The organism is Waterburya agarophytonicola KI4 (genome assembly GCF_020640915.1).
Taxonomy (GTDB): domain Bacteria; phylum Cyanobacteriota; class Cyanobacteriia; order Cyanobacteriales; family Xenococcaceae; genus Waterburya; species Waterburya agarophytonicola.
The window spans coordinates 1-16,334 of the sequence record NZ_JADWDC010000086.1 but is presented as its reverse complement, the minus strand read 5'-3'; the positions used below and the strand labels follow the sequence as shown (position 1 = coordinate 16,334).

Below are 16,334 nucleotides of genomic sequence, written 5' to 3'. Positions count from 1 at the left end.
GAACTATTATTTGAATCTAAATTATTTTTCTCCCATTGTTCAACGGCATAGAGATCTAATCTACACTACAGGTGAAACGTGAACCTGCTTGGGTAAAAGCCTTGACTTGGATTGGTTCAGGATTAGTTATTTTAGGTATTGGGGTAATGTTCTACGCCCCCGCAATTGGTAAAAAGTTACGCCAGAAATCAGTAGTTAAGACTGAGTTGAAAACAGAGGAAGCAAGCTCTGCCACGGCTAAGAAAAGCTATCATTTGAAATACTTATACCCAAAATAACTATTTCGTTTAGTATCTGAATGAATAATTCTAACGTGCATCTAATCTCTGGTTTGCCTCGTAGTGGTTCTACTTTACTAGCAGCATTACTCAAACAAAATCCCCAATTTCATGGAGGAATGACTTCTCCTGTAGGGAACTTAATGAATCGGATGCTGGAATCCACCAGCGAAGAACAAGAAGGTTCAGTATTTATCACTCCCGAACAAAAGCGAGAACTATTATTAGCAGTATTCAATACCTACTATAAAAACCAAATTGCCCAAGGACAAACCATCTTCGATACTAATCGTCTTTGGTGTAGCAAATTACCCCTCGTAACAGAACTTTTTCCCGATGCAAAGATAATTTGTTGCGTGCGAAATATTGCCTGGATAATGGATTCTATCGAAAGATTAGTCAGAAAAAACGTCTTTGATGTCTCCAAAATGTTTAATCGTGGAGAAGGGAGTACGGTATTTAGTCGCACTGATGCCCTCAGTCAAGGAAATCGCATGGTGGGTTTTGCCTACAATGCCCTCAAAGAAGCTTTTTATAGCGAACAAGCCGATCGCCTTTTGCTAATTGATTACGACCTTTTAACTTGCGATCCCGAACAAGTAATGAGGCTAATTTATCGCTTCATCCAACAGCCTTATTACTCCCACGATTTTAATAATGTGGAATATGCCGAACCAGAATTCGACAAAAGGTTAGGCACTCCTGGGTTGCATACCGTCAAGCGAAAAGTGGAATATACCCTCCGTCAAACAGTATTACCTCCAGATTTATTCGAGCGTTTTGGTAATCTTACCTTTTGGCAAGATGTCAATCGTTCCCTCGCTCATGTAGTTTGCGTCCAACCAGAAGTATCTAAAAAGCAAATGCTTTCTTCTCTTTCTTCCTAAAAACAGCTAAATTTTCTAGCAATTGATTTCCTTTGTTAAAATAAAGACCAAAATTAATTAAAGATTTTGCCTAACAACCATTCGCAGCAAAAAGATCTTCAAACTCGTTTTTGGCGTTTGGCAGCAATCAACATTTTGTCTAATTTGACGATTCCCTTAGCTAGCTTGGTCGATACAGCTTTTTTAGGTCATCTAGCAGATATCAGTTATTTAGCAGGAGTGGCGATCGCGACTGTGTTATTTAATTATATTTATTGGACTTTTGGTTTTCTCCGCATGGGGACAACGGGATTAACTGCTCAAGCTAGAGGTAGAGAGTCAGCAAAAGATGTTATTTTAATTTTATTGCGCAATAGTGCGATCGCTTTAACGATTGGTCTGGTTATTTTGATTTGCCAACAACCAATTAGAGAGATGGGCTTTGCTTTACTCCAAGCCGATCCTCAAGTTATTCAAGCTGGTCGAGATTATTATAATGCTTTGATATTAGGCGCACCTGCTACCCTGATTAACTTTGTGCTATTGGGTTGGTTTTTGGGTCAAGAAAAAGCTGGCGTTATTTTATTGCTTTCAACGATTAATAAAGGAGCAAATATTGTTTTAGATTACTTATTTATTGTGCGTTGGGGTCAATCTAGTCATGGTGCGGGGGCTGCAACGGCGATTAGTCAGTATATCACTCTCTTGTTGGGTTTGGTCTGGGTATTGCGCCAAATTCCTATGAGTCAGTTGGGATTATATTGGGGAGAGTTTCTAGATTTTGCTGCATTAAAAGCGACTTTTACTCTCAATCAAGATATCTTGATTCGGACTTTGGCGTTGGTTTCTACTTTTGCCTTATTTACCAATCTTAGTGCGGTTATGGGGACAGATGTTTTAGCCAGCAACACGCTGATCTTGCAGGTAGTTACCCTGGCTGCCTATTTTATTGATGGAATCGCTTTTGCCACCGAGAGTATCGCGGGAAACCTCCAAGGACAAGGAAAAAGAGAGGGATTGATTCCTTTGTTAAAGCTAGCAGGTAGCACTAGTTTAATCGCGGGATTGGGTTTTGCAACTATATTCTATCTATTTCCCCAACAGTTATTTGGTTTGCTGACCAACCATTCAGCAGTAATACAAGGAGTCAATGACTATGTTTGGTGGCTATTTCCCATCTTAGGTTTTGGCGCGATCGCCTATATGTTGGACGGTTATTTTCTGGGATTAACCGCAGGGAAAATTTTGCGTCAGTCTACTTTACTCGCTGCCATTATTGGCTTTACTCCGATGGCGATCACAGCTTGGTATTGGCAGACTAATAACCTGCTGTGGTTGGCGTTGGCTTTATTTATGGCAACTAGAAGTGCGGGTTTAATCTTCAAAATTAATCATCCAAGTTGAGTTTTAGCATTGTTCGGTATCAAAAATCAGTACCGTGGGACAAAAAGGCATAATCTGCATTTTAAATAAGGTTTCTTGTTGGATGGGATCGTATTGATGTTGGAACTTTTCTATAGTGCAGATACGATCTTGGGGAATTAAGGGGAGTTGCAGGGAGATTACTTTTCCTGGGTATCTAAAAGAAAAATCTTGCTTCTCTCTTCGGGTGGCAAGGGCGATCGCCATTTTTTTACCTCTAAAAGGATGGGGGTACCAGTTTTTGTGATAAAAAATCTGACTGTCTTGAGGAATTTCATAGATGCCCGCCTTGATCGCTTGTTCGCCTTTATAGCTTGCTTTATCTCTACCTTGACTGATATCTTTGATGCGTCCATTAGCTATTCCCGTACTAATTAGATCGATTAACCTTTTACTTTTGGCATATACATCTTCGAGAAACTGTCTTCCCTCTGGTGTCGATCGCATCACCCCAAATGCCCAGGAAAGATTGCCAAGATGATAGCGGGGTTTTTCGTCGGACATCAACAACATCGGGTACACTTGCTGTGTTAAAAACTCCCTTGCAGTTGGCATTCGTTGTTGCCAATTTGGATTAGCGTCTGATGAGTGTGCTTGACCAATATACAAAAATGGTTTTTTTACTTCCCTAACAAAATCATTGAGGGGATAAAAATTTCGGATGATATAGTACATATTCTGAAATTCTTGGGGCGATTTCTTGATAAAAGGATATAGATCGTGTCCCCATATCGTTAGATACCGATTAATCAGTATTTTTGCTCCATTCTTTAGACCAAAATTTCCTTTGTCATAACGTTGGAATACCCCAAAGCGAAGTTTATCACCAGTGTCATATTCGTCCAACGCCTCCGTCAAACTATCTAATGCGGGGATAACGTATTTATGAAAATAGTTAGGTGCTTTGTCCTTGAGCAACTCCAAGCGCAAGATCGGCTCGTCCATGAGATACCAGCCTATAACAGTAGGGTTATCTCGATACCTTTTGATAAAACGGATGGCAGTATCTAGCTTTCCTGCATCCATATAGGGTACTTGTCTCATATCCTCTGGCATACGCCAAATTGGCATAATCACTTTAATACCTAAAGTATGGGCATGAGCCAGATAACGATCTATTTTGCTAAAATGCTGTTCGAGAATCCCATCTTTTTCTGATGGGACGGTGGTTTTCACATAATAATTTGTGCCGTACAAAATAACTAAATTAATATTTTGTTCCGCCATTTCATCGAGGCTGGCGATGGGATCTTGGCGATCAAATCCGTTGAGAAATCCGTATACTCCTTGATAATAATTATTGTTATCGGCGATCGCCATATTATTATGATGAGGACGAGAATGAGAATGACCAGTAACTACTACGAAAAAACAAATCGAGGCGAGTAAAAAGAGACTCAATACAAAAGTTTTTTTAAAAAGCACGATTAACTTTTTTGCCTATTTTTATGAACAAAAATCAAATCTTATCCCTGTAATGATCATTACTTGTTACTTGTTACTTGTTACTTGTTACGTATCACTTAAGCATACTAATCCAATATTTCCACCAAACCCGTTTGTCCGTTGATTCTAACTCGTTGACCATCTTGAAAGAGTTTAGTTGCATTAGCAACATCCATCACCGCAGGAATATTATATTCCCTGGCGACGATCGCGCCATGAGATAAGCGACCACCTACTTCAGAAATTAAACCCCCCGCACGAGCTAAAAGGGGCGACCAACCCGCATCAGTATAGGGAACTATAATAATAGTCTGACGATCGATCGCTCCGGTATTTTGCAGACTTGAAATGATTTTGACGACTCCTTCTATTTGTCCCCCACTCGTACCAATTCCTTTAAAAGTAGTTTGAGAATCTAATACCGAGGGAGTCTTCCAAGTAGAAAAGTCGGGCTTACCATAAACTAACCTGGGTATGGAGGTTAATTCTCGTTCTTGCAACCATTGTTGTTGTCTTTGCTCGATGATAGAGGATAGTTGTCGAGCTATTTCGCCATCAGGATTTTCAACTACAGTAATAATCTCTTCTAGTTCGAGGAAGAATATATCCCCAGAATTATTAATTAAATTGCGATCGAGCCAGTGCTGCTCTAGTGCCAAAAAGCTCCAACGCAAATTTGCCAGAAGTTTGTTATAGATCTGGGCAACTATTCCCTTGAGATTCAATCTTTTTTGGACTAATTTAGCTTTTAAAGATTGAGTTGTTTTATCTGAAGTAGACTCGGCTTTTTTTGTACCATGAGAGTCAAAGAAAAACTGTGCCAGCATTTCTCTAGGAATACCAGGTTTATCTCGCCAACGAGGAATGGCAATATCTGTAGCAACTTCACTTAGATAGCCATATCGATCTAACCAAAGATTAAAGCGATTGAGAATAGTCTCTCCTTCAGAATTTTCGGCAATATGAGCAAAAAGAGAAGCACAAGAATCGAGGGTAATTTTCTCCGTAGCTAGGAGTTTGCGGGCTTGATTGGCAACTTCTGCTAACGCGCTGACTGCTGCAACTTCTGGAGTTTTTGTATAATTCAACTCAGTGTCGTCTACTTTGAGAATTCCTTGGCGTATCGCCAAACTTAAAGGGGCAAGAATATTGTAGTAAGTGACTTTATCGAGCAATCCTAGAATAGTATCAATGCGATCGATTATCTCGGTGGGGGATAATTCTGCTGCTGGTTGTTCTTCGATCGCCGATAAAATAGGGTCGAATAGCTTAAGGCGATCGCTTTTAAACTGTTTTCCCAACTTCCATTCCCGCTTCAATAACCGCCATAATCCAGGTAAATTTTTGATCGTAGACATCAAAGGAGGTTTGCTAAATTTTGCCCCTCTAGTCAAAAATTCCAAACTTTCTGGGGGTAAACCCATGCGACGAAAGATCGTACCCAAGAGAGTGACGTTAAAATAAGCACTGGCAAAATGCAGAGTTGCTGTTTCTTCAAAGTTCAAGTCTCTAGCGCGATCGCCCAAAACCACCGCAAACAGTTTGCCCCAGACACCACAGGTGAGGGGTTGATTGATCGACCAAGTGAGGGGGCGAATTTTTCCAGGAATTACTTCAGCAGCAATTCTTCTCGTCCAAATTGGCTGTAGGGTAGTGATCGAACGTACTTGCAACAGCCAAATCTTCTCCCCATCATAAGTCCACTCAAGATCTTGAGGAATGCCTTCAAACAAGTCTTCCATTTCTCTGGCTAAGAGTGCTACCGACTCAATGATTCCGATGGGAATATCTACCCCATCGTCTCTAATATTTTCTTGAGTAACAGTAATAGATTTCTCTTGTGCCAAATCAACTTCAGGAATAGCTACCCGATATCTTTGAGGAGTAAATTTACCCGAAACAATTTTGGTTGCTTTTCCTGGTAAAGCTTCGATCACCACACTATCATTAAAGCGATCGACAGGATCTCGACTAAATGCCACCCCGCTATATACTCCTTCAATTTGTCTTTGAATCAACACCGCCATAGATTCTTCTGATTGGTCTTGATGGCGACGATATTCCATCGCGCTGCTTTGCAGATATGAAGCTTGACAGTCGACGATCGCCGATTCTAACTCCTTTTTGTTGGTAACATCTAAAATACTAATATACTGTCCCGCAGCAGAAGAGGTGGGAGAATCTTCTCCAATCGCTGAAGACCTTACAATTAATGGAGATTTGGGGGTAGGATTGAGAATTTCCACTATAGCTTTAAGGTCATCTCCTGGGCGCAGTACCCATCCTTGAGCCACAGAATATCCCAGTTGTTTGAGCAAAGCAAGATTGGCTGCTTTTTGTCCTACTTCTTGGGCTTTTAACTTACTGTCTAGGGTAATAATACTTTTGTCTCCCTGAAAAAAACGAAACATCTTATTGCTACTGCTTTGTTCTGTATTGGATGCTAAATCCAGATCGTCGGGTATATTTTGATAGATCCCAGCAAGCAAGCTGGCTAACGCAAAAGTTGCTACCCCATATTCTGGTTGATTGGGGTTACGCAAAGCAATAATTACCGTGAGTAAAACCAATGCACCATATTTTCCTAAAAGGCGATCGCGAATAATAGTAAAACTAATCAAACTAATTAACCAAACTAATGCTGCTGCGATGGGATCGTGGGCGACAATCCCCCACACTGCATTAGTTGTCCCTGCACTCTTGCCCATCCAATAACGCCCAATTACCAAAGCGATGATGGCAATAATCTCCCATACCGAACCGCTAGGAAAAAAAGCTCTGGCGAGCAATACAGCAATCACGCCTTTAGCTGCTTCAGAAAGTACCGCCGTAATTCCTGCCAGTTTACCACCGTGATAAAAAGCTGCCGACACAGAAATATTACCAGTACCGAGTTTGCTTAAGTGGCGACCCGTAAGAGTATAGGTAATCCAATCTATCAAAGGAAGTCCGCCCAATAATGGGCAAATTATAAAAACTGTCAGAGAACCCCAAATTGGTGTCAGGTTCATTTGTCTCAATCGATACTCATTTCAATAGTTTTACGAGCTTCCCCTAGATTGTCGATTGTCCTAGGCTAACGATCGTATGGACATATTGTACCTATTTTGGATAATTGTTTAACTCCCGTCATTACAGTAAAAGCGATCGCGCAATATAATTCAAGATACTTCTGGCACAAACATGGCACAAACAATAATAAAATGATTTATACAAAGAATTTAATATTTTTGTGTCATAATGTTTTTCTAGTAACAAGTTGTTAAGCATAGATCAGATCGCCTAAAATATAAATTACGCTCGACAGAAGTTTTCTGAAAAGAGCAACAAACTGACTGTTGTTTTCTACCCCCACAATTGCTTGTCCAATCGGGAATATAAGTTATTACCTTAGATATACACTAATAATGTCATACAACTACAAACAATTAGAGAATGGACGTTGGGGTATTTTTATTAACAACCAACTTGTCGCCTCTATTGGCTGTTTTAATACCTGCAAGACGATTCTGCAATTTTTAGAAACTCGCACATCAAATCAAGATATATCTACCTTACGAGATAAACATATTATCGCGCCATATTTTCATGAAATGAAGTTAAGACCTTGAAGTGAATTGGTATGGATTTCGTTCTTGGATTGAATGGTCTTATCGAGATCTTAACGTTGAGTATCTTCTTGAAACGACTCAATAAATAACTAAATTAATAATTGTCTCTAGAATTTTGCGATCGCTTTTGATTATCTTGTTTGGTGTTATTGTTTCTTCGTTGACAGCCCAGCTTCAAAATTACATAGCCACAAAAAAGCGATCGCTTTCAAGACAAGGCGATCGCTTTAAAAATAATCAGTAATTAAATTACCTTCTTCTTCCTCCTCCAAAACTACGGCTTGGTCTTCTCATACCCGAACTACTACCAAAGCCACCACCTCGGCTTTTAAACTGCTTGGATTTACCAGAAGAGCGTAAAGTACTCGAACCCACACCCGAACCAGTCCCGCGACTATTATTCTTAATAGATTTACGAAGTTTGCCATTAGAAGCATTACGCACGCTGCCAGTTGTTCTGAGGGTACTGCGATTTTTTACTGCTGCGGGGGGTGCATTATAGCGATCTTGATAGCGATTTACCGCTTGAGAATAACTACTTCCATAACCGCCATAACCAGTCAAAACTCCTCCTGGTTGATAGATAGGGGGTACATAATATTGAGGACGGAATAACATACTACCAATTGCTTGTCCTGCCAAAGCACCCGCAAAAGGAGTCCAGAAATTAGACTCTCTTCTAACTACCACAGTTTGAGGTTGACCTGTTTGGGGATTATTTTGAGTTTCGGTAACGTTGTGGACGTATTCGATTTTGAAATCCTCGGTCAAATACATAACGGGTTGACTATCATCAACTTGAAGATAAGTTTTTTCTCCATTGGCTGCTGCTTCTTCGTCAATACGCGCCATCTGTATCTGTGCGGTTTGCAATACGGGAGGACTCCCTGCAGGAGTGTTGAGTAGCATTAAACTATATTCGCCACTAGCATCATCGTAAGTAGCTTGCTGTACGGGGTATTTACCATCGGCGATGGAACTTGGTACATTCCGAACGCTAGCATTATTATTAAATGATGGCTGAGATTCCATTGAAGTTGAAGAACCAGAACAACCAATAGTAGTCCAGCACAACGACAATGACATAAATAGAATTACAATTTTGCGCAACATAATAAAAATTATTTTTTTGTCTGCTTTTGATTGTAAAACTTTCCCGACCTATAAGATTTACGGATAATACTCCAGGGAAATACCCAGTTTAAGCAGGGGTAGCTTCTTTGGTGAGAACAAATACATTTCCTTCATTACCTCTACCAATTCTCATATCTTCATCGAGATAAGTAATATCTAACCAGCCTTTTTGTTCTCCGCGATCTATTTTAAAATCTAAAGGAAGAAATTTTTTACCCGACTCGATCTGTTGGATGAATTTCTTGGGAGTATTGTAGCTAAAGAATCGCTGTAAACCAATTATCGAGCGTTCAAAAACAACGCTAACTCGACGTTCCGATATGGGTTCAAAAGTAGCAGCAACGCTAACCAAACCTTCTAACATTGGCAAACCAACAATTTCAGCAATATTGTAAACTTTAGCCTCGGATACGCGAATACATTGATAAATTTGTCCCAGCTTGAATAAGGGAAAACGATCTAAACCCAGAATTCCTTTACTGGTGGTGTATAGCAAACGCCAGTCTCCTTGAAGTAATTCTTTTGCTTCTAAGGGTTTACGAGTAGGATTAGTATCTTCTAACTGTTGAATTGCGGAGAGAACTCGTACATTATCAATTTCGTTAGCTAGCAAACCGCGATTCTTACCAGCGATCGCTTCTAACAATTCTGCTTTTTTACTCATGGGTTGTGTAATTTAAGTCAATAATCCTAAACCTATTAATATTTTATCGACATATTCTACTCTTTGTGGGAGTTTGTGCCATGAAAAAGCGATCGTGAAACCAGATTTCTGCGATCGCTCGATCTCAAAATTATTTAAGAATCGTCAATTATTCAGTATCTAAGGAAATATTAGATACTAAAGCTTGGTGATCGAGGTTTGATGTTGGTAACAAGCTAGCCTGGTTTTTAGAATCCTCTGGAGTTTCACCAATTGCTTTAGCCACTTCCACCCCCGACTGTTCTAGAATAACCAAAGGAGTTGGAAAGTGATTGCGATCAATGCTTTTAACTAATATTTGACCATTAGATAAATATTGCCCAACCTCAACATAACGACTATTATTTTCTTCTGGTGCTTGAACAATCAACTTGGTCGAACCATTCGATTCATATAACCCCGAAATAATAACTTCTTGAGCTAGTTTTGTTCTGAATTCATCTATGGGAGTGGGTGATTTATTCTCACTTCGCGTTTGAGCGACGGGATTTGGTTCCCTATTAGTGCGATCGCTGCGATTTAATGCTGGAAGCGCGGCTTTTTCTTCCTTTTCCTCAATTTCAATTTTAGGAATAAGAGACACTACCGAAAAAGGATCTTGTCTGCCTCGGACAATATTTCTAACTCTCGTATCGGCATTAGTTGTCGGAATTAATCCTGCAATAGCTTGAGTTGCTTCCGTTTCTTCTTCTAGATCGGCAAACTCTTCTTCTCCTTCTTCCTCTGTTTTGGCAGTTTCAGTAGGAGTTGGTGCTGATTTTACCTTAGGGATTGGTTGGTTGGCACTTTCATCAAAATCTTTTTTGGCATTACCTAAGAAGGAGCAACCACCAGTCATCGAAGCAAAAATTATCGTTAATACCAATAATACTGTTTTATTCATAATAATAATTCAAGGATCTATCAATTAACCCTCATTAATATGTAACCAAACAATTCAAGCAGTCGATTTCACTTAATCTAAGCTAGTTAGACAAGGCTTGACTTGAAACTCCAACATAACAATTGATTTTCAAATCGGCTACAGTCAGAAAAATCTTAATTTTCTTGTGCCATTGATTTTTTAAGCAAATTCAATCCTTTCTTTAATTGGCGAGAAACAGTTACTACACTGATATCTAATACTTTTGCTGTTTCTTTTTGAGTTAGATCGTGTAAAAAAACGAATTCTAAAACATCTCTAGTACGGTCTTCTAATTCCCCTAAAGCTTGCTGTAATCGAACTTTATCTTCATAAACTAAATGAAAACTACGACATTTAGGATCTGCAACCAAATCTCCCAAACTCATCTGAGCTTCTACATCATTGTTAACAGAAATATCTAAACTGAGGGGCTTACGATTTTGATATGCGAGCTTAATATCTTGCCATTCTCTAACAGATACTTGTAGATAATCAGCAGTTTCTATATTAGTTGGTTGGCGATGGTGCTGTTCTCGAAAACTATGAACAAAAGAAATGGATTGCTGTCTTAGTTCTAACCAACGTCTGGGAATTCTCAAAGTGCAACTTTTGTCTCTTAAATAATGTTGAATTTCTCCTCTAATATAAGGAATAGCAAAAGAACTAAAAGCATTGCCTTTTTCAACATTAAAACGTTCGATCGCTCTAATTAATCCTATTGAACCAACCTGTAACAAGTCCTCATAGCTCTCATTACACTGATTTACCCAATGATAAGCTTCCTTCTTAACTAATCCAAAGTTCAACTCCATAATTTGATTGCGAATATCAGTAATTTTATTCTTTTGATACTGATGAAATAGATGAAGACTATCTAGTTTAATATTTTTATTAACACAAGTTGCCATTAATTTGTTCCTGGATAGAGAGCAATATAAAATTTAAAAGCTAATAATTTATCTGATGTAAATAAAATTGTTTTAGATACTTTTTTAGCTTATGGTTTACTCTCTATTTCAGACAACAGCATTTCTACTATTCTTATTTTGTAAAGTTAGAATTAAGGCAAGGATTACACTTAATTTTTTGAGTGAATACCGATTGTTTAAGTGTTTTTACTAATAGAATAGTTATTAAAAAAGGAGAGCGATCGCTCTCCTTTTTTTAGATGATAGTCAAAATTAACTAGTATATTAGATAGTCAAATCTATACTTATTAAATAATTAGGCATTAGATTCAACTCTGCCATAAAAGATGCCACGAATTTTTACTTCTTCTGGTTCTTCTGCACCCAAATCAGTAGCAGAAGGTTGCTCGCTTTCAAATACACCAGCAATCTCTCCTGTTTCACCATCTATTTTGGTGATATTAAGGGACATTTTACCTTGGCGGGAGACAAATTCTTTGACATTAGCATTAGAAAATCGAGAATCATCTGCTAAACCTGGTAGAGCTACCGCGTTATCGTAACCACTAGCTAAACTACGCCCTTTGGGATCTAAAAATACTTGTCCGCGATAGGAAGGAACATTAAACTGACCTTCAAAGTCAGTAGAAGTATTAATACTATCAGCACTAGCTCTAGTACTACCCTGAAACTGCTTCATAGTGAACAAGAAAGGAACTTCTTTACCACCAGGTAACAAGACAGTAGCGGGTTGAAAGTCAATTCCATCAATTTCGGTAAAAGTTAAAGTACCATCAGCATTAGCATCAATAGTTCCTTGAATTTGATCGAGGCTAGAGGTATATCTAGTTAGTAATTTGCCTTGAATAAATTCAGCTTTTTGACGTTTGCTGACTGGTTCTTCTTTAACAAAGTATTCTCTGGGTTCTAAACACAAATCGCGAATAGCATAGGATTCCCCTGCTGCAATGGGGATAGTACCGCGACTGCTATCTGGTAGCTCCAAACAAGTGTTGGCTAGTCCAGTATTGAGGATATCATCATAAGTTAATTCGTTTCTACTTAGCTCTGAAGAATCACTACAGGCTGTTAATACTCCTAAGCATAGTGCTAGGAAGCTCGCAATAATTGTACGGTATCTCATAGTCAACTTTATTTTGTCAATTTTAGATTTAACTGCGGAAGGCAGTCATCGCAAACTCTACCTGGTAAAGGAAGAATGTTGATGACATCGAGCGCGAAAGATGTCGTAAATAGGCTGTTCTTAAGAAATTAGCCATTTTTATAGATGCTATATACTCTACCAAAGAAGGACTACTAATAATCTTCTTAAGATCGAAAATTATCTTTTAACGGGAATAAGAGATGGCAAAATCAGGAGATGGAAAACCCTCTGTAGAGTTTATTAGACGAGCTTAAATCTACTCTTAACTATAGAAGACAGTAGCGATCGCCATCAAACGAAAATCTTACATTTAACTACTAAAAGCGTAAACTTTGTATAAAGTAGACAAAGTTAATTTTTATTCTTATTATTTGCCAGATGACTCAAGATAAAGACATAAATAACATCGATTCGGATAGCGTACTGGAAGATACAGCCCAAGATATTTATGCCTTAGCAGAAAAACATCGCGATGACAGTTTGCTTTTATTGTCTTTGTTGAGGGATTTAGAAAAAATCCATCGTCGGATCCGGGTAGATTTTTTTGAAGGAGCCCTACCCAAGACTCGTAACGATCTGTATCAGTTTGTGCGAGATATAGAAGAGAAGGGTGGTTGGCCTTATATTGAAAGAATGAGATTAAAGGACTTGCTACAAAAATTAGAATTAGAGCAAGAAGCAGAGTCTCAAGAAACTTAACATATATGCTATTGTTTGCTGGTTTCCAAGCTACTTACAAACAGTTAACCTGGAAGGTATCGTTAAATTAAATTTTTAAGTTGTTGATTTTATGGCTTTTACGGTTAATCCGATTAAATTTGGTACAGATGGCTGGCGTGGAGTAATTGCTGCTGATTTTACCTTTGAACGGGTAGCTATGTTAGCTCCCATTGCTGCCGTTGTTTTAGCTGATAATTATGGCGATATTGCTAATAATCGTAAAGTAATTGTGGGTTACGATCGCCGTTTTATGGCAGAGAATTTTGCTCAATTGACAGCAGAATCTCTTGTAGAAGCAGGATTCGATGTTTTGTTGTCTGAGTGTTATGCCCCAACTCCTGCCTTTAGTTGGGCAGCAAAGGCTTATAATGCTTTAGGCGCAATTGTCTTGACTGCATCCCACAACCCTGGAACTTATCTGGGATTAAAAGTAAAGAGTGCCTTTGGTGGCTCTGTTCCTCCCGAAATTACCGAGCAAATTGAAGCAAAAATTGGTCAACCTCTGGCAAAAGCCGAAAAAGCAGGAAAATTAGAGAAATTCGATCCTTGGGCAAGTTATTGTCAGGGATTGCGCCAAAAAGTTGATATTGCAGCTATAAAAGAGGCGATCCTTTCGGAAAAACTTAAAGTATATGTAGATGTGATGCACGGCGCGGCAGCTACGGGTTTAGAGCGACTTTTAGGTTGTCCCGTACAAGAAATAAATGGCGATCGAGATCCTTTATTTGGCGGTGGCGCACCCGAACCCCTACCAAAATATTTGCCTGATTTCTTTCGAGGTATTAAAGAAGGTGCAAAACAATATCCTAATAGTCTTCGAGTTGGGTTAGTATTTGATGGTGATAGCGATCGCATTGCTGGTGCAGATGGGGAAGGCAATTTTCTCAGTTCGCAAGTATTAATTCCGATTTTGATCGAACACTTGGCAGAAAGAAAAGGTTTTACAGGGGAAATTGTTAAAACGGTAAGTGGCTCGGATATCATACCCCGCCTGGCAAAGTTATACGAACGATCTGTATATCAAACACCCATTGGTTATAAGTATATCGGCGATCGCATGTTGCAAGCCGAGGTAATGATTGGTGGCGAGGAATCTGGAGGAATTGGTTATGGTACTCACATACCCGAACGAGATGCTCTGCTATCTGCTCTTTATGTTTTAGAAGCAGTTGTAGAATCTGGAGAAGGTTTAGGTAGTATCTATGCTCGACTACAGCAAAAAACCGATTTTACGGCTCACTACGATCGCATTGACTTGCCTCTAGCTAATATGGAAGTGAGAGCTAAATTATTAGAACGCTTGGCTCACAAAACTCCTACTGAAGTAGCAGGGATGTCTGTAATCGATTGTTTGGATGTGGATGGTTACAAATTCAGAATGGATGACAATACCTGGTTGTTAATTCGGTTTAGCGGTACAGAACCAGTATTACGTCTTTACTGTCAAGCTAAAACTATGCCGGAAGTCCGCAAGGTTTTAGAATGGGCTAGGGATTGGGCTAATTCTTAACTAAGAATGCGATCGCACAAGGAAATTAAAGTAAAGCATCATATTGCTATCAGCTTTACTTTTAATAATCCTTTAATTTAATTCAATCAAGAACAGTCTGGGATTTCTTAAGATTCCAAGCTGCCTTTCAGTATATTTAAACTCATAATATTCGGTTTCCACCCATTAATTATAGGTAAAACCGTAAAATAAATATCTTGCAAATATAAACAAGTTTTTGTTACATTTATTTACAACATATCAAATAAAACTTAATAAAGTAGAGGTCAGACATGATAACCCTATTAATTGCAGTATTTCTTATTGGTTGGATGGCAGCAGCGGTAATCGGTACACAAGCCTATTTTCGTGGGGAACAAACCAAGCCAATTCACGAGCGCAATTTAAAATCCGCATCTTTTGAGCAATTAGCAAAGTCTTTTACAGGTAGAGATATAGACTACGCAGAGCGTATTCCTGCATTTGCACTAGACACCTACACTAGTAACAATCTTCCCAAGATATAAGCAATCTATCAATCAAATACAAACAACCCTAATAGCCAGACAGCGATATAGTTACATTTATTTCTAACTTAACCGCAACCCAGCTTTCAGGGTTGTTTTTTTATATGGAGTTTTTTTAAATAAAGTGCGATCGCAACGAGCTATTATTCAGCAGTAGCTAATTCAGTGCTGCCACGAGTACGACGACGAGTTAAAGTGTTAAATAGCATTACGCCGATCGCTTTAACTAGATTACCTTCTAGCTCTTGGAACAATTTCATGTTCATTCCAAAAGCATCATTAGCTTCTTCCACGATTCTTTCTGCGGTAGCTTCATCGATAGGAAGATCGTTCATTGCTTGACGATATTTGTCTTTGAAAGCTTTTTCGTCGGAGATATCTTCAAACTCATAAAAAGCCGTTCCTTCACCATCGGTAAGGTTCATTGCTCTTTGAGAAATCTTTTTGAGAATTTGTCCTCCAGATAAGTCTCCCAAATAACGAGTGTAGCAGTGAGCTACCAATAGTTCTGGATTAGATTGTCCAATTTCTCTAATACGGGCTACATACTCTTTGCCAGCTTTAGTATTTTTGGCTTCTTCGCGCCAGTTAGTACCGTAGTAGAAACGCAAATCTTCTTCCAGGGTTTGCTTGCGATTTAGTTCGGGAAAATAGATAGGAGCAACCAAAGGATGATCTTTGAGTCTTTCCATTTCTTCTTCCATTGCAGAATAGACAAAGTAAAGACTTGTAACTAATTTGCGATAGGATTTCTTTTCAACTACCCCTTTCAGAAAACATTTAACGAAACCAACATTTTCTGCCATTGTGTGAGACTTTTTTGTCCCTTCGCGCAACATTGTGGCTAAATTAACGCTCATACTAAAATTTCCTACTTTTATAATTAACTTACCGATCTATTATTTATGACAAAGATCTAAAAATCTACCTAGTCTATTAACGTAAACTGAATTAATGAGAATTGTTATTAAGAATTCTTACATACCAAGATAATCTGTAAATCTAGCAACGTCATTTTTCAAGATTGCCTCCGAAAGCTGACAATAGACAGAAGGTAGAAAATATTCGGATCTTTTGGCTATCTTCCTGGAGTAACGCGATGGTCGATGAACCTATCCCACTAATAGTTGATAAAATAATAAGGTCGTTTGGTTAAAACTT

General features: G+C 38.7%; 14 protein-coding genes. 6 read left to right on the top strand and 8 right to left on the bottom strand.

Going from position 1 to position 16,334, the window contains the following annotated elements:
* Window positions 1–71 precede the first annotated feature (71 nt).
* From I4641_RS21160 to gntT, 3 genes are all read left to right on the top strand, one after another.
* Window positions 72–278: a hypothetical protein gene (locus tag I4641_RS21160; protein ID WP_229642579.1), complete on the top strand. Its 207-nt coding sequence runs from the start codon at window positions 72–74 to the stop codon at window positions 276–278.
* A 20-nt stretch (window positions 279–298) separates the two neighbouring features.
* The gene (locus tag I4641_RS21155) at window positions 299–1,165 is read left to right on the top strand and encodes a sulfotransferase family protein (RefSeq protein WP_229642578.1); all 867 of its coding nucleotides are present in this window, start codon (window positions 299–301) and stop codon (window positions 1,163–1,165) included.
* Window positions 1,166–1,231: 66 nt separating this feature from the next.
* Window positions 1,232–2,548, top strand: coding sequence for a guanitoxin biosynthesis MATE family efflux transporter GntT (gene gntT / locus I4641_RS21150; protein WP_229642577.1), 1,317 nt, complete (start codon window positions 1,232–1,234; stop codon window positions 2,546–2,548).
* Between the two features lie 3 nt (window positions 2,549–2,551).
* On the opposite strand, the gene I4641_RS21145 is transcribed toward gntT, so the two are convergent.
* From I4641_RS21145 to I4641_RS21115, 7 genes are all read right to left on the bottom strand, one after another.
* Window positions 2,552–3,991: a glycoside hydrolase family 5 protein gene (locus I4641_RS21145; RefSeq protein WP_229642576.1), complete on the bottom strand. Its 1,440-nt coding sequence runs from the start codon at window positions 3,989–3,991 to the stop codon at window positions 2,552–2,554.
* Between the two features lie 107 nt (window positions 3,992–4,098).
* Complete coding sequence (locus tag I4641_RS21140) at window positions 4,099–7,023, bottom strand: glycerol-3-phosphate acyltransferase (RefSeq protein WP_229642575.1); 2,925 nt, start codon at window positions 7,021–7,023, stop codon at window positions 4,099–4,101.
* Between the two features lie 849 nt (window positions 7,024–7,872).
* Window positions 7,873–8,736 carry a hypothetical protein gene (locus tag I4641_RS21135; RefSeq protein ID WP_229642574.1) on the bottom strand — a complete coding sequence of 288 codons (864 nt, stop codon included), beginning with the start codon at window positions 8,734–8,736 and terminating at the stop codon, window positions 7,873–7,875.
* An 88-nt stretch (window positions 8,737–8,824) separates the two neighbouring features.
* Window positions 8,825–9,421: a PAP/fibrillin family protein gene (locus tag I4641_RS21130; protein ID WP_229642573.1), complete on the bottom strand. Its 597-nt coding sequence runs from the start codon at window positions 9,419–9,421 to the stop codon at window positions 8,825–8,827.
* A 148-nt stretch (window positions 9,422–9,569) separates the two neighbouring features.
* On the bottom strand, window positions 9,570–10,343 hold the full coding sequence (locus I4641_RS21125) for a hypothetical protein (protein ID WP_229642572.1): 774 nt from the start codon (window positions 10,341–10,343) through the stop codon (window positions 9,570–9,572).
* 155 nt (window positions 10,344–10,498) lie between these two features.
* Window positions 10,499–11,272: an RNA polymerase sigma factor SigF gene (locus I4641_RS21120; RefSeq protein WP_229642571.1), complete on the bottom strand. Its 774-nt coding sequence runs from the start codon at window positions 11,270–11,272 to the stop codon at window positions 10,499–10,501.
* Between the two features lie 316 nt (window positions 11,273–11,588).
* Window positions 11,589–12,416: a photosystem II manganese-stabilizing polypeptide gene (locus tag I4641_RS21115; RefSeq protein ID WP_229642570.1), complete on the bottom strand. Its 828-nt coding sequence runs from the start codon at window positions 12,414–12,416 to the stop codon at window positions 11,589–11,591.
* Between the two features lie 399 nt (window positions 12,417–12,815).
* Here I4641_RS21115 and I4641_RS21110 point away from each other — a divergent pair, with 399 nt between their 5' ends.
* The 3 genes from I4641_RS21110 to I4641_RS21100 all read left to right on the top strand — a co-directional run bounded on the left by I4641_RS21110 (window position 12,816) and on the right by I4641_RS21100 (window position 15,173).
* The gene (locus I4641_RS21110) at window positions 12,816–13,136 is read left to right on the top strand and encodes a hypothetical protein (RefSeq protein ID WP_229642569.1); all 321 of its coding nucleotides are present in this window, start codon (window positions 12,816–12,818) and stop codon (window positions 13,134–13,136) included.
* A 91-nt stretch (window positions 13,137–13,227) separates the two neighbouring features.
* Window positions 13,228–14,667: a phosphoglucomutase/phosphomannomutase family protein gene (locus I4641_RS21105; protein ID WP_229642568.1), complete on the top strand. Its 1,440-nt coding sequence runs from the start codon at window positions 13,228–13,230 to the stop codon at window positions 14,665–14,667.
* 272 nt (window positions 14,668–14,939) lie between these two features.
* The gene (locus I4641_RS21100; protein ID WP_229642567.1) at window positions 14,940–15,173 is read left to right on the top strand and encodes a photosystem II protein, Psb35-related; all 234 of its coding nucleotides are present in this window, start codon (window positions 14,940–14,942) and stop codon (window positions 15,171–15,173) included.
* A 143-nt stretch (window positions 15,174–15,316) separates the two neighbouring features.
* Here the strand turns inward: I4641_RS21100 and I4641_RS21095 are convergent, their stop codons facing one another.
* Complete coding sequence (locus tag I4641_RS21095) at window positions 15,317–16,033, bottom strand: biliverdin-producing heme oxygenase (protein ID WP_229642566.1); 717 nt, start codon at window positions 16,031–16,033, stop codon at window positions 15,317–15,319.
* Window positions 16,034–16,334: the final 301 nt, after the last annotated feature.